23 protein-coding genes and 1 pseudogene are annotated in these 20,252 nt (G+C 70.5%); 15 read left to right on the top strand and 9 right to left on the bottom strand.

All coding sequences use genetic code 11. From position 1 onward, the window contains the following. Nucleotides 1-14: 14 nt before the first annotated feature. Together AB0C26_RS09890 and AB0C26_RS09885 are read right to left on the bottom strand one after the other, a co-directional pair. Nucleotides 15-1,229, bottom strand: coding sequence for a DUF1996 domain-containing protein (locus AB0C26_RS09890; RefSeq protein ID WP_360244564.1), 1,215 nt, complete (start codon nt 1,227-1,229; stop codon nt 15-17). An 18-nt stretch (nt 1,230-1,247) separates the two neighbouring features. Continuing rightward, complete coding sequence (locus AB0C26_RS09885; RefSeq protein ID WP_360244561.1) at nt 1,248-2,315, bottom strand: DNA polymerase ligase N-terminal domain-containing protein; 1,068 nt, start codon at nt 2,313-2,315, stop codon at nt 1,248-1,250. 191 nt (nt 2,316-2,506) lie between these two features. On the opposite strand from AB0C26_RS09885, the gene AB0C26_RS09880 reads away from it, so the two are divergent. The 6 genes from AB0C26_RS09880 to AB0C26_RS09855 all read left to right on the top strand — a co-directional run bounded on the left by AB0C26_RS09880 (nt 2,507) and on the right by AB0C26_RS09855 (nt 8,058). Then, nucleotides 2,507-3,613 carry an FAD-dependent monooxygenase gene (locus tag AB0C26_RS09880; protein WP_360244558.1) on the top strand — a complete coding sequence of 369 codons (1,107 nt, stop codon included), beginning with the start codon at nt 2,507-2,509 and terminating at the stop codon, nt 3,611-3,613. 123 nt (nt 3,614-3,736) lie between these two features. Beyond that, entirely contained in the window at nt 3,737-5,491 is a 1,755-nt protein-coding gene (ctaD, locus tag AB0C26_RS09875) for a cytochrome c oxidase subunit I (protein ID WP_360244555.1), read from the top strand. An 81-nt stretch (nt 5,492-5,572) separates the two neighbouring features. Continuing rightward, nucleotides 5,573-6,151: a TetR/AcrR family transcriptional regulator gene (locus AB0C26_RS09870; RefSeq protein ID WP_360244552.1), complete on the top strand. Its 579-nt coding sequence runs from the start codon at nt 5,573-5,575 to the stop codon at nt 6,149-6,151. Then, a complete protein-coding gene (locus tag AB0C26_RS09865; RefSeq protein WP_360244549.1) occupies nt 6,148-6,807 on the top strand; it encodes a lysophospholipid acyltransferase family protein in 660 nt (219 codons plus the stop codon). The genes AB0C26_RS09870 and AB0C26_RS09865 overlap by 4 nt, the downstream gene beginning before the upstream one ends. Before the next feature lie 88 nt (nt 6,808-6,895). Next, nucleotides 6,896-7,423: a GrpB family protein gene (locus AB0C26_RS09860; RefSeq protein WP_360244546.1), complete on the top strand. Its 528-nt coding sequence runs from the start codon at nt 6,896-6,898 to the stop codon at nt 7,421-7,423. Continuing rightward, the gene (locus tag AB0C26_RS09855) at nt 7,420-8,058 is read left to right on the top strand and encodes a DUF4241 domain-containing protein (protein ID WP_360244543.1); all 639 of its coding nucleotides are present in this window, start codon (nt 7,420-7,422) and stop codon (nt 8,056-8,058) included. The genes AB0C26_RS09860 and AB0C26_RS09855 overlap by 4 nt, the downstream gene beginning before the upstream one ends. Nucleotides 8,059-8,061: 3 nt before the next feature. On the opposite strand, the gene AB0C26_RS09850 is transcribed toward AB0C26_RS09855, so the two are convergent. The 5 genes from AB0C26_RS09850 to AB0C26_RS09830 all read right to left on the bottom strand — a co-directional run bounded on the left by AB0C26_RS09850 (nt 8,062) and on the right by AB0C26_RS09830 (nt 12,841). Then, nucleotides 8,062-8,658 (bottom strand): TetR family transcriptional regulator, encoded by a 597-nt coding sequence (locus AB0C26_RS09850; RefSeq protein ID WP_360244540.1) that lies wholly within the window; start codon nt 8,656-8,658, stop codon nt 8,062-8,064. Beyond that, entirely contained in the window at nt 8,655-8,975 is a 321-nt protein-coding gene (locus AB0C26_RS09845; RefSeq protein ID WP_360244537.1) for a multidrug efflux SMR transporter, read from the bottom strand. Before AB0C26_RS09845 ends, AB0C26_RS09850 begins: the two co-directional genes overlap by 4 nt. A gap of 644 nt (nt 8,976-9,619) precedes the next feature. Next, nucleotides 9,620-10,933, bottom strand: coding sequence for an MFS transporter (locus AB0C26_RS09840; RefSeq protein WP_360244534.1), 1,314 nt, complete (start codon nt 10,931-10,933; stop codon nt 9,620-9,622). A 46-nt stretch (nt 10,934-10,979) separates the two neighbouring features. Next, nucleotides 10,980-11,558, bottom strand: coding sequence for a nicotinamidase (locus AB0C26_RS09835; protein ID WP_360244531.1), 579 nt, complete (start codon nt 11,556-11,558; stop codon nt 10,980-10,982). After that, nucleotides 11,555-12,841: a nicotinate phosphoribosyltransferase gene (locus tag AB0C26_RS09830; protein WP_360244528.1), complete on the bottom strand. Its 1,287-nt coding sequence runs from the start codon at nt 12,839-12,841 to the stop codon at nt 11,555-11,557. The genes AB0C26_RS09835 and AB0C26_RS09830 overlap by 4 nt, the downstream gene beginning before the upstream one ends. 105 nt (nt 12,842-12,946) lie before the next feature. On the opposite strand from AB0C26_RS09830, the gene clpS reads away from it, so the two are divergent. From clpS to AB0C26_RS09805, 5 genes and pseudogenes are all read left to right on the top strand, one after another. Next, nucleotides 12,947-13,237 carry an ATP-dependent Clp protease adapter ClpS gene (gene clpS, locus AB0C26_RS09825; protein ID WP_097319498.1) on the top strand — a complete coding sequence of 97 codons (291 nt, stop codon included), beginning with the start codon at nt 12,947-12,949 and terminating at the stop codon, nt 13,235-13,237. A 19-nt stretch (nt 13,238-13,256) separates the two neighbouring features. Beyond that, the gene (locus AB0C26_RS09820; RefSeq protein WP_360244525.1) at nt 13,257-13,757 is read left to right on the top strand and encodes a DUF2017 domain-containing protein; all 501 of its coding nucleotides are present in this window, start codon (nt 13,257-13,259) and stop codon (nt 13,755-13,757) included. A gap of 47 nt (nt 13,758-13,804) precedes the next feature. Then, nucleotides 13,805-14,295 (top strand): annotated as a pseudogene (locus AB0C26_RS09815) (M67 family metallopeptidase). 61 nt (nt 14,296-14,356) lie between these two features. Then, nucleotides 14,357-14,671, top strand: a complete 315-nt coding sequence (locus AB0C26_RS09810) for a MoaD family protein (protein WP_360244522.1) — start codon at nt 14,357-14,359, stop codon at nt 14,669-14,671. 5 nt (nt 14,672-14,676) lie between these two features. Beyond that, nucleotides 14,677-15,642 carry a cysteine synthase gene (locus tag AB0C26_RS09805; protein ID WP_360244519.1) on the top strand — a complete coding sequence of 322 codons (966 nt, stop codon included), beginning with the start codon at nt 14,677-14,679 and terminating at the stop codon, nt 15,640-15,642. Here the strand turns inward: AB0C26_RS09805 and AB0C26_RS09800 are convergent. After that, nucleotides 15,639-16,049, bottom strand: coding sequence for a hypothetical protein (locus AB0C26_RS09800; protein ID WP_360244516.1), 411 nt, complete (start codon nt 16,047-16,049; stop codon nt 15,639-15,641). The genes AB0C26_RS09805 and AB0C26_RS09800 overlap by 4 nt on opposite strands. Before the next feature lie 263 nt (nt 16,050-16,312). On the opposite strand from AB0C26_RS09800, the gene AB0C26_RS09795 reads away from it, so the two are divergent. The 4 genes from AB0C26_RS09795 to rdgB all read left to right on the top strand — a co-directional run bounded on the left by AB0C26_RS09795 (nt 16,313) and on the right by rdgB (nt 19,712). Then, a complete protein-coding gene (locus AB0C26_RS09795; RefSeq protein WP_360244513.1) occupies nt 16,313-17,059 on the top strand; it encodes an MBL fold metallo-hydrolase in 747 nt (248 codons plus the stop codon). Nucleotides 17,060-17,105: 46 nt separating this feature from the next. Beyond that, a complete protein-coding gene (locus tag AB0C26_RS09790) occupies nt 17,106-18,311 on the top strand; it encodes a glycosyltransferase (RefSeq protein ID WP_360244510.1) in 1,206 nt (401 codons plus the stop codon). A 61-nt stretch (nt 18,312-18,372) separates the two neighbouring features. After that, nucleotides 18,373-19,101, top strand: coding sequence for a ribonuclease PH (gene rph / locus AB0C26_RS09785; protein WP_360244508.1), 729 nt, complete (start codon nt 18,373-18,375; stop codon nt 19,099-19,101). Then, nucleotides 19,098-19,712 (top strand): RdgB/HAM1 family non-canonical purine NTP pyrophosphatase, encoded by a 615-nt coding sequence (gene rdgB / locus AB0C26_RS09780; RefSeq protein ID WP_360244506.1) that lies wholly within the window; start codon nt 19,098-19,100, stop codon nt 19,710-19,712. The genes rph and rdgB overlap by 4 nt, the downstream gene beginning before the upstream one ends. A 20-nt stretch (nt 19,713-19,732) precedes the next feature. Here the strand turns inward: rdgB and AB0C26_RS09775 are convergent, their stop codons facing one another. Beyond that, nucleotides 19,733-20,242 (bottom strand): ester cyclase, encoded by a 510-nt coding sequence (locus AB0C26_RS09775; protein ID WP_360244503.1) that lies wholly within the window; start codon nt 20,240-20,242, stop codon nt 19,733-19,735. Nucleotides 20,243-20,252 lie beyond the last annotated feature (10 nt).

Genomic DNA, 20,252 nt, shown 5'->3' with positions numbered 1-20,252 from the left:
CCGAGTGCGAGACCTCAGTCGAGGTAGCCGAAGTTGTCGCAGGTGCGGCGTTGGAGGATGCAGTTCTTGGTGCGCTTGTTCATGGCGTCCTGGTCCCACATGACGAAAGCGTCGCCGTGCATGGAGGAAGCGCTCTTCACGTCCTTGTCGGAGGAGAGGTAGTAGCCGGCGGGGGTGCCCTTGACGCCGTACTGGATGTCGAAGGTTATGGCCGGGATGCGGACCGGGTGGGTGGACGGGCAGCCCTGGCCGGTGCCGAAGGTGACGTGGTCCCTGTGGTTGGGGCTGTCCAGGTGCTCGCCGTCCCAGCAGTCGGGGAACTGGAGCATGAAGTGCAGGGTGGCGTCGCCGCCGCAGATCGGCCAGTTGCCGTTGGTGCTGCGGGCGATGCCGTCCAGGTCGCCGGGGCCGTAGAAGGCGCAGTAGAACTGGCCCTGGGCGCCGCGCGGGGTGGGCACCTTCTTCTTGGCGTCGCCGGCCACCATGCGCAGGCCGTTGGGGAGCGGCATCACGCCCTCGGAGCTGTCGCGCAGCGAGCGGTAGTACACCCGGAAGCCGGTCGTCTCGACGGGCTTGTTCGTCGCGTTGTCGTACAGGGTCGGCACCCAGTACGCCGAATGGTCCTGCACCGGCTTGCATGTGGTGGCCGTGAACTTCTGCAGGTCGCCGGCGGTCGTGTCGGCGTCGACCGCCTTGTTGCCCACGAACGAGTGCATGTGTGAGGCGCCGCGCAGGCCGGGCAGGACGATCGGGTCGTCGGGCAGCCGGTGGCTGTACTGGCAGTCGGCGCGGAACTCGGGCAGGTTCCCGACGCCGGCCGGGACAGGATCGATCTTGCGATTGCGGTACGCGTCGACCTGCGCCTGCCAGACCGCGGGGTCGACGTTGATCCAGCCGGGCTTGGCCGGGGCCTGCTGCTGCTTCGTGGGCGCCGACGGGGTCGTCGCGGCGGGATTGGCCGACGCCGACGCCGACGCCGACGCCGACGCGGGGGCGGGGGCCGACGCGGCTGGGAAGGCGGACGTCGGCCGGTGGGTCGTGGGGGACGGCGCTGGTGAAGAGGAAGGCGCGGCCGCTACAAGTGACGTGGTGCCGCGGTTGGTGAGCGAGATCGCGGCCACGGAGACGGCGACCGCGACCACGGCCACGCCGGCGCCGAGGGCGATGACGGTGCGGCCGGGCCGGCGCCGGTGACGCCGGGGCGGCTGGGGGATCGTCGTGTTCGACACGACAGGGAGACGGGCCGATCAGCGCGCGATAACGGAAAGCCAGAGACGGCTTCGCCGGCCCGGGAGGTACGGCGAGTCGAGCCGCTTGGCGACGATCCCGTCCAGGCCCTGGGCGCGGGCCGTCTCCAGCGCGAACTCGCCGCCGCCGGGGAAGTAGGGCGGCGTCTGCCAGTGGTCGCCGGCGATCGACAGGCCCTCCAGCAGTTCGCGACGTTCCGCGTACCGCACGAGCTCGAGCGTGCTGTGCCCGTCGAGCCACAGAAGGTCGTACACCAATAAATGCACCGGCGTCCGCTCCGCCGCCCGCCTCGCCGCCGCCGAGTCCTTCGGCGCTTTGCGCCGGGCCAGCAGGTCGGGGGAGGGGCGCGGGCCGTCGAACGCCACGATCTCGCCGTCGAGGACGGCCTCGACCGGCGCCAGCGCCGGGCCGAGACCCCTGATCTCCGGATACCAGCTGGTCACGTCGGTGTCGGCCATCAGCCGTACGCGTCCCCCGGAGACGTACACCTGGACGCGCCGGCCGCCCCACGCGAGTTCGTAGCCCCAGTCGGCGTCGTCGGACGGCAGCGTGGCCGCCGGAACCGGCAGCATCGGCTCCACCTCGTCCGGCATGGACTCCCAGCCGGGCTCGGGCGGGTCCATCCGGCGGACCATCCAGTCGTTGCCGCCGGTCTGGAAGAAGACGTACCGCCCGTTCGTGCGGTCGCCGTGAAAGGTCACACCTATCTCGTCGTCGCGCCACTTGTCGGCCTCGTACGTGCCCTGGTCGAAGATGGTCATCCGGCCGCCGCCGTACTCGCCGGCCGGGATCTCGCCGGAGAAGGCCAGGTATTCCAGCGGGTGGTCCTCGGTGTGCTTGGCCAGGTTGTTGCGGGCCTGCTCCTTGGGCAGGCCACGGGGTACGGCGAAGGAGACCAGCACGCCGTCGCGCTCGAGCCGGACGTCCCAATGCAGGCTGCGCGCGTGATGCTGCTGGATGACGAAGCGGTTCGCGTCCTTCGTGCTCCGTCCGGCCTGCCGCGGGATGGGCTCCGGCGTGCGCCGGGCGTCCCGCTTGTTCCGGTACTCCGCCAGGCGATCCGTCATGCCCTTATTTTTTCCCGCGGTGACCGAAAATACACCGATGTCATTTGTCATACGCCTGTGCCAGGGTTGGCGGCATGGCGAGCCTGACCAACAATTCGGACGCGTCGATGATCGCGGGTTTCCCCCCATCCGTGGCGCGGGGTAGTGTCTTGGCTCCAACGCGTGTCCGACCGGTGGGAGGCAGTGCTGCGATGACGTTGCGCATCCTCGTGGTGGGCGCCGGAATCGCCGGGCTCGCCGCCGCTCGGGCCCTGCGGCTGGCCGGCTTCCGGCCGGACGTGGTGGAGGAACTGCCGGCGACCATGCTGCCCGGCGCCGGCATCTATCTTCCCGGCAACGCCTCGCGTGCCCTGCGCCAGCTGGGGCTGGACGCGCCGCTGAGGCCGCTGGGCGATCTGATCTTCCGGCAGGTCTTCCTCGACGCCCGCGGCCGCGAGCTGTTCGAGATGGACGTGGCCGGGCTCTGGGCCGGCGTGGGCGAGTCGCGGGCGCTGTCGCGGGCCGACCTCCAGCAGGTGCTGCTCACCGGCGTCGGCGGCGAGGTGCGGTACGACACGGCCGTGCGCGACCTGGAGATCTTCGACGGGACCGCCAAGGTCGAGTTCGGAGACGGCAGCGTCGCGGAGTACGACCTGGTCGTCGGGGCCGACGGCCGGCGCTCGACGATCCGGGCCAAGGCCGGGCTGGGCGCCGCGGCCGACCCCACCGGGCAGATCGTCTACCGCTCGGTGGTCACCGGCGGCCCGCCGCTGAGCGACTGGACCGCCCTGCTCGGGCGCCGGTCCTCGTTCGTCGCCATGCCGATGGGCGGCCGCAAGATCTACTGCTACGCCGACGAGACCGCGCCCGACTCGCCCAACCCGGAGGACCCCAAGGCCCACCTGCGGGAGCTGTTCGGCACGTTCGGCGGCCCGGTGCCGGCCATTCTCGACGCCATCGAAAAGATCCAGGTCGCCCGCACCGACGAGGTTGTTCTGCCAAGCTGGTCACGTGGCCCTGTCCTGCTCGTCGGTGACGCGGCGCACGCCACCGCCCCGACGCTCGCTCAGGGCGCGGCCATGTCGTTCGAGGACGCGGTCGTGCTCGGCGAGGAGCTTCGCGCTTCCTCCGGTGACGTCGCGACCGCCCTCACGGCGTACGAAAATCGACGCCGTCCCCGGTGTGAGTCGGTGCGTGACCGCACCCGCGAGCGCGACCGGACCCGCGATGTCCCGCCCGCGCTGCGTGATCCGATGCTGCGCAGGCGCGGCCTGCGGATCTTCACCGACCACTACCGCCCGCTGGTATCGCCCGCCTGATCTAGAAGACCTCTTTGGTCACCCCGCGCCCGCGGGAGGTCAGTGGGGGACTATTCTGCCTGCGAGGTACGCCTTTCACTATGGGCGCACTGAGTGGGACGTACGAGACAACGGAGGCTATTCGTGACGACCGTTGCGCCTAAGCCGATCGTGACCCGGCCATACCCGGTCCGGCGGCAGGTCAAGGGTTCGGCATTCGCCCGGATCCTGCGCACGACGGATGCGAAGCAGATCGGGATCATGTACATGATCACGGCCTTCGTGTTCTACATGCTCGGCGGCCTGATGGCGCTGCTGATGCGTACCGAGCTGGCTCGCCCGGGCATGCAGTTGCTCTCGCCCGAGCAGTACAACCAGCTGTTCACGATGCACGGCACGATCATGCTGCTGTTCTTCGCGACGCCGATCGTGTTCGCGTTCGCCAACTTCGTGGTGCCGATCCAGATCGGTGCGCCCGATGTGGCCTTCCCGCGTCTGAACGCGTTCGCCTACTGGCTCTACCTGTTCGGCGGCACCATCACGATCAGCGGGTTCATCACGCCGGGAGGCGCGGCCGACTTCGGCTGGTTCGCCTACACGCCGCTGAGCGACTCGCTGCACTCGCCGGGCATCGGCGGCAACATGTGGGTGGTCGGCCTGGCCCTGTCCGGCCTGGGCACCATCCTCGGTGGTGTCAACCTGATCACCACGATCCTGACCCTGCGCGCGCCCGGCATGACCATGTTCCGCATGCCGATCATGACGTGGAACATCCTGGTCACCAGCCTGCTGGTCATCATGGTCTTCCCGTTCCTGGCCGCCGCGCTGTTCGCGCTGGCCGCCGACCGTGTCCTCGGTGCGCACGTCTTCGACGTGCAGACCGGCGGGCCCATGCTCTGGCAGCACCTGTTCTGGTTCTTCGGCCACCCCGAGGTGTACATCGTGGCGCTGCCGTTCTTCGGCATCATCACCGAGGTCATCCCGGTCTTCAGCCGCAAGCCGGTCTTCGGCTACAAGGGCCTGGTGGCGGCGACGCTGCTGATCGCGGCGCTGTCGATGTCGGTGTGGGCGCACCACATGTTCGTCACCGGCCAGGTTCTGCTGCCGTTCTTCAGCTTCCTGAGCTTCCTCATCGCCGTACCGACCGGCATGAAGTTCTTCGTGTGGATCGGCACGATGTGGCGGGGCCAGATCAGCTTCGAGACGCCGATGATGTTCGCGATCGGCTTCCTGGTGACGTTCCTCTTCGGTGGCCTGTCCGGCGTGCTGCTGGCCTCCCCGCCGATCGACTTCCACGTCTCCGACTCGTACTTCGTGATCGCGCACTTCCACTACGTGCTCTTCGGCACGATCGTGTTCGCGGTGTTCTCCGGCATCTACTTCTGGTTCCCGAAGATGTTCGGGCGGATGCTGGACGACCGCCTCGGCAAGGTCCACTTCTGGCTGACCTTCCTGGGCTTCCACGGCACCTTCCTGGTCCAGCACTGGCTGGGCACCGAGGGCATGCCGCGGCGGTACGCGGACTACCTGCCGTCGGACGGGTTCACCTTCCTGAACACGTTCTCGACCATCGGGTCGTTCGTGCTGGGTCTGTCCACGCTGCCGTTCATCTACAACTGCTGGAAGTCCTACAAGGTCGGCCAGCTGGTCACCGTGGACGACCCGTGGGGTCACGGCAACTCGCTGGAGTGGGCCACCTCGTCGCCGCCGCCGCTGCGGAACTTCGACCGCATGCCGCGGATCCGCTCCGAGCGTCCGGCCTTCGACGCGAAGTTCCCGGAGCTGGCCGCCGGCGAGCAGTCGATCGCCGGTCCGCCCGAGGGTGGGGCCCGTCCGCTGACCAAGGAGTCAGACGGGGGAGCCACCTACAACGAGGACACAGACAACAAGAAGCACTGATTGAAGAAGCCCGCCCGTGGAGGCGGGCTTTTTCATGCCCAGGCGTAGACACTGTCTACGCCGCTCTGGTAGACAGTGTCTATGGATTTGCGGGCGCGGCTCGTCGAGGTCGGTGGTGAGCTGCTGGACAGCGAGGGCCTGGGCGCCCTGTCGCTGCGCGAGATCGCCCGCCGGGCCGGGGTGTCGCACGGCGCGCCCCGCCGGCACTTCCCGACCCACCTCGAGCTGCTGTCGGCGATCGCCCGCGAGGGCTTCACCGACCTGGCCGCGCGGGCCGAGGCCGCCCTGGCCACCGGCCCGGCCGCCCCGCGCGCCCGCCTCGGCGTGCTGGCCCGCGTCTACCTCGACTTCGCCGTCGAGCGGCGCGGCCGCTACGAGCTGATGTTCCGCCACGACATCCTCGAGAGCGGCCACCTGCGCTTACGGGAAAAGAGCCTGCCACTCTTCCGACTGCTCACCGATCTCGTCGCCCAGGCCGCGCCCCCGTCGTCGTCGCCACCGGAGATCGTGGCGGGGGCGCTGTGGGCCAGCCTGCACGGCCTCGCCGAGCTGTGGAACTGGGGAAGCCTCACGCTGGCCACCGGCGCGACCGATCCCGGGGCGCTGCTCGAGGCCGCTCTCACCGCCCACCTCGGCCCGGCTCCGGAGGCGACGACATGAACGGTGCCCCACCCCTCTACGCACTGGCCCACCGCGCGCTCGGCGGATATCTCCGGGCGACCTGGCGCCCCACGGTCGGCGGGCTCGACCATCTCCCCGCGACCGGCGGCGCGATCCTGGCCCCCAACCACCTTTCGATCGGCGACCAGGTGTTCCTGGGGGTGCTCACGCCCCGGCACATCGCCTTCTGGGCCAAAGCCGAGTACTTCCGGGGCAGCGGCCCCCGCGGCGGCCTGACCCGCCGAGTGGTCACCGGCATGGGCGCGATCCCGGTGGAGCGCGGCGGCGGGCGCGCGGTGCTGACCGCCTTCGACGGCGCCATCCCCGTACTGAAGGAAGGTGGCCTGGTGGCGATCTTCCCGGAGGGGACCCGCTCCCCGGACGGCCGCCTCTACCGCGGCCGCACCGGCGCGGTCCGCCTGGCCCAGCAGGCCGGCGTACCGATCATCCCGGTCGGCATCCGCGGCACCGGCCACCTACGGCCACCGGGCCGCCGCCTCCCTCGCCGCCACCCGGTCAGCGTCACGTTCGGCCCACCGATCCCGGTACTCGCCGAAACCCCCACCGACATCCGCCGCCTCACCGACACCCTGATGGCCGCCATCCAGTCCCTGACCGGCCAGGAGTACGTCCCCTGCTACGCCCGCCCGAACTGACCATCAGCGGCGCCCCAAGCTACTCCGCCTTCCACCCACCCCCTCTTCGCGCTGTCCCGCGCGTGCGGGTGTGAGGGACGATGGCACGGTGATCGTTGACTACGACCCGGGGTGGCCGGGGCAGGCGGCGGCCGCGATCGCGGAGCTGCGGCCGGTGCTGGCTGGGGTGGTCACCGAGATCGAGCACATCGGGTCGACTTCCGTACCCGGGATGGCGGCCAAGCCGACCATCGACCTCATGGCCGCCGCGCCACGGCTGGAACCTGTCGGTTCGCGGGCGGGGAAGCTGGCGGAACTCGGATACCGGCCGCACGACAACGGGATGACCGACCGGCTGCTCTACGTCCGATTCGACGGCCCGGCCCGCAGTCACCTCCTGCACGTGGTCACCGCCGACTCCTGGCCCACGCGCAATCAGCGGCTCCTGCGGGACTATCTGCGGAGGCATCCGTCCGAGGCGGAGCGCTACGGGCGGTTCAAGAAGGAGCTGGCGGCGGCCGGGGTCCATCCCGGTGACTATGCGGCGGCCAAGACCGCGCTCGTGCAGGAGCTCACCGATCGGGCGCGGGCGGAGGCCGGTCTGGCGCCGGTGCCGGTGTGGGAGAAGGGGGCATGAGCTACCTGCCGGATCTTTCCGCGCTCCTGGTGGAGGGGGCTTCTTTCCGGGGCGGCGGTTCGGCGTACGTCATGGGAACCCAGACCTTGGAAAACGTCGTCCTCCCGAGCGGCCGGGTCGTCGGGTGCGACCCTCTGCTCGGCGTGGAGGATGCCGAGCCGTTCACCACCGGGGTCACGCCCGGGATCTATGCGTTGCGGGCATGGGTGGCGATGATCAGGCCGGAGCGAGGGCTTCCCCAGACGCGTACGGCGGCGCTGGAGCTCGTGATCGACGACCGGCCGGCGGTCCGGTGGGAGATGGCGCTGATCCCCGGCCAGGACACGGCGGACCTGCCGGACGACGGTTTCTTCGGCTATAAGGTCGAGGCGGGCGCCGGCGCACTGGCCGACGAGGTGGCGGTGCGGGCGCTGCGCGACTGGACGTACGACGACTACGAGCGGGTCTTCATCGCCGACGAGCTTCCGCCGCCGCCGAGCGCGCTGGGCGGCGTCACCGACCAGCCCACCGGAGCCAACGTCATCTCGGTCAGCACCGGCTGGGGCGACGGCGTCTATCCGACCTACGTGGGCCTCGCCGCCGGCGGCGAGATCACCAGTTTCGTCACCGACTTCCTGGTCCTGCCCACCGACTGATCCCTAGGTGGCGGCCAGGCGTCGGATGGTGGCGCTGAGGGCTCGGGTGTCGACGTCCCGCCCGGTGATCAGAGCCTGCAGCATGACCCCGTCGACCAGGGCGATCAGGTCACTGGCGGCGGCCCCGCCCAGATGGGGCTCAAGGATCTCCCGCAGCCCGTTCAGCCAGGCCAGAGCGAGCGGCCGCAGCGCGGCATCGCGGCCCGCGGCCACGTACAGCTCGCACTCGATCTGGGCCCGCTGACGATCGGCGAGATAGTCGGCGATGAGTTCGGCCAGCGCGTTCGGCAGGTCCTCGGCCCCGCGCAGGCGCGCGCCCCACAGGTCGAGATCGCGCTGCAGGTCAGCGGCGGCTTTCTGAAGCCCGGCCGCGATCAGATCGTCCAAGGTCGGGAAGTAGTAGGTGGTCGACCCGAGCGGAAGCCCGGCCCGCGCGGCCACGGCGCGGTGAGTGGTCCGCCCGATCCCCACCTCGGCGATGACCTCCAGGGCTGCCGTCGCGAGCGTGCGCCGACGAGCTTCGGGATCCCGGGCCCGCTGCGTTCGCCGCCGAGCCCCGGCCGGGCTCGAGTTCGCGCCGTTGGCTGGCGGGGCGGTCAATGGGCACCGCTCAGGTTGACGATGACGACGCCGGCGATGATCAGGCTCACGCCGATCACTTTGGGCACTGTCAGGGGCTCGCCGAGGAACGCCGCGCCGATGGCGACGATGGCGGCTGTGCCGACGGCTGACCAGACGGCGTAGACGATGCCTACCGGCAGGTCGCGGACGGTCAGGGCGAGCATCAGGAACGAGAACGCGTAGCCGGACAGGCAGGCCAGCGTCGGCCAGAGCCGGGTGAAGCCGTCGGTCGTCTTGAGCATGCTGGTCGCGGCGACCTCGGAGGAGATGGCGAGCAGCAGGAAGAGGTACGGCACGACGACACTCCCGACTTGTACGTATGTACAACTCAGGACCGTATAAGAAAATCTCTCACGCGTCTTTGGTGACTCACGCCACTACAGCCTCGTCGGCTACGCCGCCGATCGCGCCGAAGGGCGTCCGGCGGGCAGCGGGCGGCGGGCAGCGGGCAGCGGGCGGCGGGCAGCGGGCGGCGGGCGGCGGGCGGCGGGCAGCGGGCAGCGGGCGGCGGGCGGCGGGCGGCGTCGGACGGGGCGGCAGCGGGCAGCGGGCAGCGGGCAGCGGGCGGCGACGGACGGGGCGGCGCGGCATGGCGCGGCGGCGGGCGGGATGGCGGGCGGCACGGTGCGGTGCGGCGGCGGCACGGCACCGCACCGTGCGGCGGGCGGCGCGGCAGCGGGCGGCGGGCGGGACGGCACGGTGCGGTGGGCGGCACGGCACGGTGCGGTGCGGTGCGGGCGGCGCGGCATGGTGCGGGGCGGCGCGGCACGGCGGCGGCGGACGGGCGGCGCGGCACGGCGGCGGGCGGGACGGTGGGCGGCGCGGCGGCACGGCGAGGCGGCGGGCCGCGCGGCGGCGCGGCACGGCGCGGTGAGGGTGAACGGTCAGGGATGCGGCGACGGGGCTTGGTGGGGTCGGCAGGCGGGGCGAGGGAGGGTGATCAGGGGCGGGTGGAGGGGGTGCGGAGGTCGTCGGCCGGGCCGGCGTAGCCCGAGGCGAGGGTGTCGGGGAGGTCGCCGAGGGCCGGATCGGCTGCGGGAGGGGTGGGGGTGTCCTGCTGGGGGATGGTGGCGGTCGAAGAGGGCGTGCGGCGGTGGCGGAGCTCGGCCGGGAGGACCAGGAGGGCGATCAGGACGCCCAGGCCGCCGACGGCGACGAAGCCCCACGGTGGGGAGAGAGTGTCGGCGGCCAGGCCGGCCAACGGGCCGCCGCAGGCTACGCCGACCGTGAGGGCTGAGTTGTGCAAACCCATGGCCTCGCCTCGGGCGGCGGCGGGGGTCATACGGCTCACCGCGTCGGCGCTGGAGGTGATCAGAGGAGCGCACAGGGCGCCGGCCGGCAGCAGGAGCAGGGCCAGCAGCCACCAGTGGGAGGAGCCCAGGCTGACCACCGCCGTGGCCACCGCCATCGGGGTCAGCAGGGCGATCGGGGGCAGGCCACGGCGGATCGTGCCGTAGGCGAAACCGCCCAGCAGGGAGAAGAACGCCCACAGCGTCATCACCAGGCCGGCGTAGCCCAGTTCGCCGTTCTCGCGCAGGACGGCCACCACCGCCACGTCGGTGCCGGCCAGCACCAGGGTGGCGGCCGAGGTGATGGCCAGGATGGCGACGAAGCGCGGGGTCAGCCAGCTGCGGCGGGGTACCCGCGCGCCGGAGCCGATCGACGCCTCGTGTGCGGCCCGGACCGGTGGGTTGAGCAGCCACAGGCCGACGCCGGAGACCAGGATGCCGGCGCCGATGGCCAGCATCGCCCAGCGGGCGCCGGCGCTCGTGGCGATCAGCACGCCCAGGGCGGGGCCGGTCATGAAGCTCAGCTCGGTGGTGATCGAGTCGAGGGCGAAGGCCGGCAGCCGCTGGGACTCCGGTGTCATCGCCGCGATCGCCTGGCGGGCCACCGAGAACGCCGGCAGCGCCAGGAAGCCGCCGATCACCGCGATGACCAGCAGCACCGGGAACGGCACGGCCTGGGCCAGCGTCCAGAACAGGACCTCGGCGACAGTGGTCAGCACCAGGACCAGCCGCAGGCCGCGCCGGTCGATGAGCCGACCCATCACCGGGGCGCCGACCGAGCCGCCGATCGTGAAGGCGGCGCCGATCAGGCCGGCCGCGCCGTAGCCCCGCCCCAGGTCGTTGACCACGTGCAGGGTGAGGGTGACGGCGCCGGCGGCGATGGGAATGCGCGCGAGGGTCGCCACCGCCAGCAACGACTTGATGCCGGGCAGGGCGAGCGTCTCGCGGTAAGGCTTGAGCAGCATGTGGGTCCTGACCTCCGGGACACATACTGCCCCGGGGGTACGACAATCACGCCGAGACGACCGGTGTGCCCGTCGTCTCAATCCGCGCCGAACGCATCTCTTCCAGGGCCGACGCCGTGGTGCCCTCGGCGACGCCGGCGGTCAGTTCGAGCAGCACAGTCGTGTCGAAGCCCTCCGCCTTGGCGTCGAGCGCGGTCGCCCGTACGCAATGGTCGGTGGCGATGCCGACGAGCTCGACCTCGGTGACGCCGCGTGAGCGCAGCCAGTCGGCCAGGGTCTCCCCGGTCTCGGTGTGCCCCTCGAAGCCGGAGTACGCCGCCTTGTGTTCGCCCTTGTGGAAGACCGCCTCGATGCGGTCGGTGCTCAGTTCCGGGTGGAACTCGGCGCCGTCCGAGCCGACCACGCAGTGTGCCGGCCAGGTGTCGTGGTAGTCGGGGTGGTCGCTGAAGTGGTTGCCGGGGTCGATGTGCCAGTCCTTGGTGGCGACCACGTGGTCCCACCGGGCGCCCGCCTTGCGCAGCACCAGCGAGATGCCCTTGGCCACGGCGGCGCCGCCGCCGACGGCGAGCGAGCCGCCCTCGCAGAAATCGTTCTGGACGTCGACGATGATCAGCGCGCGTGTCACGGGACCCCCACGATGGTGACCGGAATGGCCGGGTCGCCGGCCGACAGCTTCAGACCCTCCCACGGTATCGAGATCAGGCACTGCCGCAGATGTTCACGGGATTCCCGCAACGCCGGCTGCTCGACGATCTCGCCGGCGGCGACGATCGGGCGCTGGAGAAGCCGGTCGTTCGGGGCATGATCGGGCACACCCTGGGACACGATGATCTCTTCGGTGGCCGTGCCGGTCGGCTTGTGCCGCCGGACCGCGGTCTTGCGGCCGCCGACGGTCGCCTTGTTCTCCGAGCGCTTGACCACCGGGCGGCCCTCGACCTCGACCAGCTTGTAGACCAGGCCCGCGGTCGGCGCGCCGGAGCCGGTGACCACCGCCGTGCCGGCGCCGTACATGTCGACCGGCTCGGCGGCCAGGGCGGCGATCGCGTACTCGTCCATGTCGCCCGAGACGACGATCTTGGTCTCGGTGGCGCCCAGCGAGTCGAGGAGCTCGCGGGAGTGCTGCGCGAGCACCGACAGGTCGCCCGAGTCGATCCGGACCGCCCGCAGGTCGGGGCCGGCCACCGCGATCGCGTTGCGGATGCCCTGGGCGATGTCGTACGTGTCGACCAGCAGCGTGGTGTTCTTGCCGAGGGCGGCAACCTGTGAGGCGAACGCCGCCGGCTCGTCGTCGTGCAGCAGGGTGAACGCGTGGGCCGAGGTGCCGGTGGTCGGGATGCCGTACCGGGCGCCGGCCGCGAGGTTGGACGTCGAGGCGAAACCGGCCAGGTAGGCCGCGCGGGCCGCCGCCACGGCGCTGTCCTCGTGCGTACGCCGGGAACCCATCTCGATGATCGGCCGGCCCCGGGCCGCCGTGACCATGCGGGCGGCCGCCGAGGCGATGGCCGAGTCGTGGTTGAGCACCGACAGGATGAGCGTCTCGAGGACCACGCACTCGGCGAACGTGCCGGAGACGGTCATGATCGGCGAGCCGGGGAAGAAGAGCTCGCCCTCCGCGTACCCGTCGATGTCGCCGCTGAAGCGGTAGCTCCGCAGCCACTCGGCCGTGGTCTCGTCGACGATGCCCGCCTCGCGCAGGAAGCCGACCTCGGCCTCGCTGAAGCGGAAGTCGCGGATCAGCTCGACCAGGCGGCCGGTGCCGGCGACCACGCCGTACCGCCGCCCGCCCGGCAGTCGCCGCGCGAAGACCTCGAAGACGCACGGCCGGTCGGCGGTGCCGTCCTTGAGCGCGGCGCTGACCATGGTCAGCTCGTACTGATCGGTGAGCAGCGCGGGGGCGAAGGAGTTCACACACCCACCCTATTGCGCCGGACGGCCCCTTACGAACTGCCCGCTGACCTGCGGTTCGGCGTTCCGGTTCACCGATGCGGCAAAACCGGTGGCAACATGGGGGGCATGGCGTTGCCTCAGGTTGCTCCCGTCGAGACGCCGGAGATCCAAGAAGCACCGGAAGACGACCGGCCGTGGGTGACCATCGTCTGGGACGATCCGGTCAACCTCATGTCGTACGTGACCTGGGTTTTTCAGAAGCTCTTCGGTTACAGCAAGGAAAAGGCCGAAGCTCTGATGCTTGACGTGCACACGAAAGGCAAGGCGGTGGTGAGCATCGGTGCGCGCGAGCGCATGGAGATGGACGCCAACCAGTTGCACGGTTACGGCCTCTGGGCCACGGTCGACCGGTCCTGAACACCGCGGGAGAGGGCAGATGTTCCGACGCAACGGCAGCCAGTGTGTGGCCACGTTCGCGGTCGACGAGGTGCGCGTCTTGCGCAAGGTCGCCGGTGAGGTGGTCGGTCTGCTGACCGACGGCATGGATCACGGCGACCCCGTGGTCTCGCGCCTGTTCCCCGATATCTATCCGGACCGTCCGGACGATTCGGCCGAGTTCCGCCTCTACACCGAGGGCGAACTCAAAACCGGCAAGATCGATCAGGCCGGCGCGATTCTCGCGGCTCTGCCCGACGAGGGCGAGGGAGAGGTACGCCTCGACGGTGAGGCCGCCGAGGCCTGGCTGCGCGCCATCAACGACGCGCGGCTGGCCATGGGGACCCGGCTCGACATCAGGGCCGACACCGATCTGAGCGAGGAGCTGGAAACGGCCGTCGTCCGCGACCCCGGCTCCAGCCGTGTCTTCCAGCTCAGCGTGTACGCGTACCTGGGCTACCTCCAGGAGTCGCTGCTGAACGCGCTGCCGGAGATAGAGTGAGCCCCGCCACGCTCGGGGCGGCGAAATCTCACGGTAATGTGAACGACGTGCTGACCATCGACAGCGCGATCGTCGACGCGATCGTCGCCCATGCCCGCCGGGACCACCCGGACGAGGCCTGCGGCGTGGTCGCCGGTCCGATCGGCAGCGACCGGCCGGCGCGGCTCATCCCGATGGACAACGCGGCCCGCTCGATGACGTTCTACGAGTTCGACTCCATGGAGCAGCTGCGCGTCTGGCGCGAGATGGACGACAACGACGAGGAGCCGGTGGTCATCTACCACTCGCACACGGCGACCGAGGCCTATCCGTCGCGGACGGACATCTCCTTCGCCGGCGAGCCCGGTGCGCATTATCTTCTCGTCTCCACCCGCGAGCCGGACTCGGAGGAGATCCGGTCGTTCCGCATAGTGGACGGCGTGGTGACCGAGGAAGAGATCAACATCGTGGATGCGACGGTAGACGCGTGATGGCGAGCGCTGTGCAGTCGTACATGTTCGGGCAGAGCCCGGTGTCGGTCTTCTACGAGTGTCGCTGACGACATTCGTACGTGAAGACCCTGCCCTCAGTTCGTTCTTCCTTTTGGAGCATTCACCGTCATGGCTATCGAAGTCCGCGTTCCGACCATCCTGCGCAGCTACACCGGTGGCGCCAAGACCGTCGAGGGTGCCGGCTCGACCCTCACCGAGCTGATCGACGACCTGGACGCCAAGCACAACGGCCTCAAGGGCCGCCTGATCACCGGCGAGGGCAACCTGCACCGGTTCGTCAACATCTACGTCAATGACGAGGACGTCCGCTTCCTGGGCGCGCTCGACGCCAAGCTCAGCGACGGTGACTCGATCACCATCCTGCCGGCCGTGGCCGGTGGCGCCCTGGGCTTCGCCGCGGCCGCCGCGCTGCTCGGAAGGTAGTCGTCATGGCTCGCTATGAGAGCCTCCTCGACGCGCTCGGGGGCACGCCGCTGGTCGGCCTGCCCCGCCTGTCACCGGCGGTGCCCGAGGGGGCGCCGCCGGTGCGGCTTTGGGCCAAGCTCGAGGACCACAACCCGACCGGCAGCATCAAGGACCGCCCGGCGCTGTACATGGTGCGCGATGCCGAGGAGTCCGGCCACCTGCGCCCGGGCGACACGATCCTCGAGCCCACCAGCGGCAACACCGGCATCGCGCTGGCCATGGTGGCCAAGCTCCGGGGCTACCGGCTGGTCTGCGTGATGCCCGAGAACGTGTCGGCCGAGCGGGTCCAGCTGCTGCGGATGTACGGCGCGGAGATCATCTTCTCGCCGGCCGCCGGCGGCTCGAACCAGGCCGTGGCCACGGCCAAGCAGATCGCGGCCGAGCACCCGGACTGGAAGATGCTGTTCCAGTACGGCAACCCGGCCAACGCCCGCGCCCACTACGAGACCACCGGTCCCGAGCTGCTGCAGGACCTGCCCACGATCACCCACTTCGTGGCCGGGCTGGGCACCACGGGCACGCTGATGGGCACCGGCCGGTTCCTCAAGGAGAAGGTCGAGGGCATCCAGATCGTCGCGGCCGAGCCGCGCTACGGCGAGCTGGTGTACGGCCTGCGCAACATCGACGAGGGCTACGTGCCGGAGCTGTACGACGCGTCGGTGCTCGACCGCCGCTTCTCGGTCGGCACCCGCGACGCCGTGCTGCGTACCCGTCAGCTCGTCGAGGTCGAGGGCATCTTCGCCGGCTTCTCCAGCGGCGCCATCCTGCACGCGGCGCTGGCGGTGGCCCACGACGCGGTCAAGAACGGCAAGCGGGCCGACGTCGCCTTCGTGATCTGCGACGGCGGCTGGAAATATCTGTCGACCGGCGCCTACGGCGGCACGCTGAACGACGCCGAAGAAGCCCTCGACGGGCAGCTCTGGGCCTAATACAGCGCGGCGATCAGCACGTCGATCGCGAGTGGTCCCGTGGCGCCCAGAAGAAGCAGCCATGGGAGGACCGGGCGGTGGATCGAAAGGAACGAGCCCACCGCCAGTCCGACGCTGATCAGTCCGAAAAGGGTCAGCACCGGCATGTACCAGAAATCGGCACCGCCCAGCACCGTGACGAATGCGCGCACGCCCACTCCGATGCCCGCCAGGCCCAGTGCCGTCGCGTACAGGGACAGAATCAGCAATCGCGCGGTGCCCGGCGCGGGATCATCCGGTGCCGGAAAACGAAAGAGTGTTTCGTTGTCCCCGAATCCGGTCGGAGCCGGTGTAATCTCCCAGCCACCGAACGGCATGATCTCCGCCGCCTCGGTCTGCGTGGGGCGGCTCCTCTCGGCCGTGGTCACGTGTTGCCTCCGCCTGTTCCGTCCGTTGAAGTCGTCACTTCGTGCAACGCGAACGACTCACCGGACGTAACGGGAATGGCGTTAATGGCCGAGGTCACGGGCGGTGTGATGTACGTTGTCGATTTAGCGACAAATCGATCAGACGTTTACATGGTGCGCAGCTCCCGGCGTACGCTTCGCTCCGTGATTGACTGGTCTGACGACTCCAGCACGGACCGGTCGGGCGGGGCGTGTAAGACCCAGTGTGAGCCAGAGGGACCCGCATGCGACTGACCGTTCTCGGCTGTGCCGGCAGTTTTCCCGGCCCCGAGTCGGCTTGTTCCGCCTACCTCGTCGAGGCTGAGGGCTTCCGGCTGCTGATCGATTTCGGCTCGGGTTCGCTCTCCGCTCTTCAGCGCTACTCGGACATGAACAAGATCGACGCCATCGTCCTGACACATCTGCACTGCGATCACGTCCTGGACGCCTGTACGTACATCGTGGTGCGCCGCTACGACCCGTCCGGGGCGCTGCCGCCGGTGCCGGTCTACGCGCCGCTCGGCGCGGCCGAGCGGATCTCCTCGGCGTACAGCCAGGAGAACGAGGCGATCGACGACGTGTACACGTTCTACGGTCTGCAGCCCGGCACTTTCCCGATCGGCCCGTTCTCGGTCACCGTCGACCGGGTCAACCATCCGGTGGAGACGTACGGGGTGCGCATCGAGCACGGAGGGCGCGTGCTCGCCTACTCTTCGGACACGGCGCCGTGCGAACCGCTGCTGCGACTCGCCGCCGGCGCAGATCTTTTTCTGTGTGAGGCTTCTTACGCCGACGGGGTCGACAACCCTCCCGGCCTGCACCTGACCGGCCGCGAGGCGGGTGAGGCGGCGACCAAGGCGGACGTCGGCCGGCTGTTGCTGACCCATCTGGTGCCCGCGTGGGTCTCGGAGGCATCTATTGTGGATGCCGCCGTGGCCGCATTTGCGGGACCGGTTGAGGTCGTGCGCCCAGGTGCCCGTTACGATCTCTGAGCCGGGGGACTGAAGCACCAGCGGATCGTGATCTTGGAGTTGTTGCATGCGCATCGTTCGCCTGGCCAACTTCGTGACCCCTCATACGGGTGGCCTGCGGACCGCACTCCGGAACCTCGGTGAGGGCTATCAGCTCGCCGGCCACGAGGCCGTGCTGATCGTGCCGGGCCGCGAGCGCTCCGACAAGATGACCAGTCAGGGCCGCGTCATCACGCTGCCCAGCGCCCCCCTGCCGCGTACCGGCGGCTACCGGGTCATGACCGGCCGCCGCGAGCTGGCCAAGCTCCTCGACGACCTCGAGCCCGACCGCATCGAGGTCTCCGACCGCACCACGCTGCGCTGGACCGGCAGCTGGGCCCGGCAGCGCGGTGTCGGCTCGATCATGGTGTCGCACGAGAGCCTGGCCGGCCTGCTCGGCGTCTGGGGCATGCCCAAACGCGAACAGCTGGCCGACAAGTACAACCTGCGTACCTCCGAGTTCTTCGACCAGATCGTCTGCACCACCTCGTTCGCCGCGGCCGAGTTCCGCCGGATCGGCGCGCCGAACCTGATCGAGGTGCCGCTCGGGGTCGACCTCGACGCCTTCCACCCCGGCCGCGCCGACGAGACGGTCCGCGCCCGCTACGCCCGGCCCGGCGAGACGCTGGTCGCCTTCTGCAGCCGGCTGTCCGGCGTGAAGAAGCCCGAGCTGGCCGTGGACGCGCTGGCGGTGCTGCGCAACGACAAGGTGCCGGCCGTGCTCGCGGTGGCCGGAGACGGCGTACGGCGGGCCGCCCTGGCCTATCGCGCGGCGCGCCTGCCGGTGCGCTTCGCCGGCCACATCAGCGACCGCGCGACGATGGCCGCCCTGCTCGCCAGCGCCGACGTGGTGGTGGCCCCCGGGCCGGTCGAGACGTTCGGCCTGGCCGCCCTCGAGGCGCTCGCCTGCGGCACGCCGGTCGTGGTCAACGAGTCGAGCGCGCTCCCTGAGGTGGTCGGCGACGCCGGTGTCGCGGTTCCGGGCACGGCCGAGGCCTTCGCCAACGGGGTACGCACGCTGCTGGAGCGCCCGGAAGCCGAGCGGCGAGCCGCGGCCCGCGCCCGCGCCGAGCACTTCGGCTGGCAGGCGGCGGTGGACGGTTTCCTGCGCGCGCACGGCGCCCTGCCCGACGTCGCGGTCGCCGGTGTGCCGTCGGTCCGGCAGCGGCCGGCGGCGGTGCTGCGCCCGGCCATCCCCCGGCCCGACCAAGCCTTCACCGGCTGGTTCGGCTGAGTTATCCACAGGAGCCGGGGCGGCTGAGGCGCGCCCGGCCCGCTGCGCATAAGGTTTGGGCATGGCACGACCCGACGGCCGAGCGGCCGACCAGCTGCGACCGGTCACTCTCACCCGTAAATGGAGCATTCACCCCGAGGGGTCGGTGCTCGTCGAGTTCGGCGACACCCGGGTGCTCTGCACGGCCAGCGTCACCGAGGGTGTTCCCCGGTGGCGCAAAGGCTCCGGCCTGGGCTGGGTCACCGCGGAGTACGCGATGCTGCCCCGCGCGACGAACACGCGCGGCGACCGCGAGAGCCTCAAGGGCAAGGTCGGCGGGCGTACCCACGAGATCTCCCGCCTGATCGGTCGTAGCCTGCGGGCCAGCATCGACCTGAAGGCCCTCGGGGAGAATTCGATCGTGCTCGACTGCGACGTCCTGCAGGCCGACGGCGGCACCCGCACGGCCGCGATCACGGGGGCGTACGTGGCTCTGCACGACGCGGTCACCTGGCTGGCCGGCCGCAAGTCCCTGGCCGGCAAGGTGGAGAACGTGATGCACCGCTCCATCCAGGCGGTCAGTGTCGGCATCATCGACGGCGAGCCCCGCCTCGACCTGATGTATCTCGAGGACGTCGCGGCCGAGGTCGACATGAACGTGGTCGCCACCGGCGACGGCGACTTCGTCGAGGTGCAGGGCACGGGGGAGAACGGCGTGTTCCGGCGCGACCAGATGGACGCCCTGCTCGACCTGGCCCTGGCCGGCTGCGCCGATCTGGCCGCGGCCCAGCAGAAAGCGCTCGCCTCGTGAGCGCCCGGCTGCTGCTCGCCACGGCGAACAAGAAGAAGCTCGTGGAGCTTCAGCGCATCCTCGACCAGTCGCTGGGCACCAACCGTGTCCAGCTGGTCGGCCTGGCCGACTTCGAGGGCTACCCCGACGTTCCCGAGACCGGCCTCACCTTCGGCGAGAACGCGCTGATCAAGGCCCGTGAGGGCGCGAAGCGCACCGGGCTGCCCACGGTGGCCGACGACTCGGGCATCGCTGTCGACGCGCTCAACGGCATGCCCGGTGTCTTCAGCGCCCGCTGGTCCGGCGTGCACGGCGACGACAACGCCAACCTCGACCTGCTGCTCGCCCAGATCAGCGACGTGTCCGACGAGCAGCGCGGCGGCGCCTTCGTCTGCGCGGCCGCCCTGGTCCTGCCGAACGGCCGCGAGCACCTGGTCGAGGGCCGCCAGCCTGGCAAGATCCTCCGCGCCCGCCGCGGCGAGGGCGGCTTCGGCTACGACCCCATCTTCCTGGGTGACGGCCAGACGAGGACGAACGCCGAACTGACCCCGGCCGAAAAGGACGCGATCAGCCACCGGGGCAAGGCTTTCCGCGAGCTTTCCAAGGTCATCGCCAAGGAGCTCCCGGCCTAGCCCGAGCCGAGCTGCGGTGATCACGCCGCCCGGGCGGCTCGGCGCCGGGCGCGCGCCATCCGCCACAGGTAGACCGGTGTCGGTGGCACCCACCCCAGTTGGACGCCCTGACCGAGATCGTCGCGGTTGGCCCAGTGCTCGACGACGAGGCCGTCGCGCATCCGGAGCCAGTGCGTCTGGGTCACCGCCATCCGGCGTCCGGTCGGCGGGAACGCCTGGGCGACTCGGCCCTGCTCGTCGTAGGTGACGAAGGGGCCCACCTGCCGACCGGACATCGTGCAGTGCACGACGACCAGGTCGCCGGAGGCGAGCGCCTCGTGCACCTCGAAGGTGAGATCGGCGAAGGCGGACCGCAGCCATCGTGCGGTGGCGGCGAAGCCGGCCGGTCCCGCGACCCGGCAGTCCGGCGGCTCGTCGCGCGCCTCGCGGTTGACCGCCTCCGGGTGAACGACCTCGGACAACTCGTCGAGATCTCCGGACGCCATCAGCTGCATGGAGCGGACGCAGGTGTGGATGTCGCCGGTCGTCATGGCGTACCTC

The organism is Actinoplanes sp. NPDC048796 (genome assembly GCF_040650035.1).
In the GTDB taxonomy this organism is placed as follows: domain Bacteria; phylum Actinomycetota; class Actinomycetes; order Mycobacteriales; family Micromonosporaceae; genus Actinoplanes.
This window is presented reverse-complemented; position numbering and strand designations above follow the sequence as displayed.

Coding starts and splice junctions, on each gene's coding strand:
- AB0C26_RS09790 (WP_360244510.1), top strand. CDS start 17,106: ATGCGCATCGTTCGCCTGGCCAACTTCGTGACCCCTCATACGGGTGGC.
- AB0C26_RS09885 (WP_360244561.1), bottom strand. CDS start 2,315: ATGACGGATCGCCTGGCGGAGTACCGGAACAAGCGGGACGCCCGGCGC.
- AB0C26_RS09795 (WP_360244513.1), top strand. CDS start 16,313: ATGCGACTGACCGTTCTCGGCTGTGCCGGCAGTTTTCCCGGCCCCGAG.
- AB0C26_RS09840 (WP_360244534.1), bottom strand. CDS start 10,933: ATGCTGCTCAAGCCTTACCGCGAGACGCTCGCCCTGCCCGGCATCAAG.
- AB0C26_RS09775 (WP_360244503.1), bottom strand. CDS start 20,242: ATGACGACCGGCGACATCCACACCTGCGTCCGCTCCATGCAGCTGATG.
- rph (WP_360244508.1), top strand. CDS start 18,373: ATGGCACGACCCGACGGCCGAGCGGCCGACCAGCTGCGACCGGTCACT.
- AB0C26_RS09810 (WP_360244522.1), top strand. CDS start 14,357: ATGGCTATCGAAGTCCGCGTTCCGACCATCCTGCGCAGCTACACCGGT.
- AB0C26_RS09870 (WP_360244552.1), top strand. CDS start 5,573: ATGGATTTGCGGGCGCGGCTCGTCGAGGTCGGTGGTGAGCTGCTGGAC.
- AB0C26_RS09820 (WP_360244525.1), top strand. CDS start 13,257: ATGTTCCGACGCAACGGCAGCCAGTGTGTGGCCACGTTCGCGGTCGAC.
- AB0C26_RS09880 (WP_360244558.1), top strand. CDS start 2,507: ATGACGTTGCGCATCCTCGTGGTGGGCGCCGGAATCGCCGGGCTCGCC.
- clpS (WP_097319498.1), top strand. CDS start 12,947: ATGGCGTTGCCTCAGGTTGCTCCCGTCGAGACGCCGGAGATCCAAGAA.
- AB0C26_RS09865 (WP_360244549.1), top strand. CDS start 6,148: ATGAACGGTGCCCCACCCCTCTACGCACTGGCCCACCGCGCGCTCGGC.
- AB0C26_RS09805 (WP_360244519.1), top strand. CDS start 14,677: ATGGCTCGCTATGAGAGCCTCCTCGACGCGCTCGGGGGCACGCCGCTG.
- AB0C26_RS09855 (WP_360244543.1), top strand. CDS start 7,420: ATGAGCTACCTGCCGGATCTTTCCGCGCTCCTGGTGGAGGGGGCTTCT.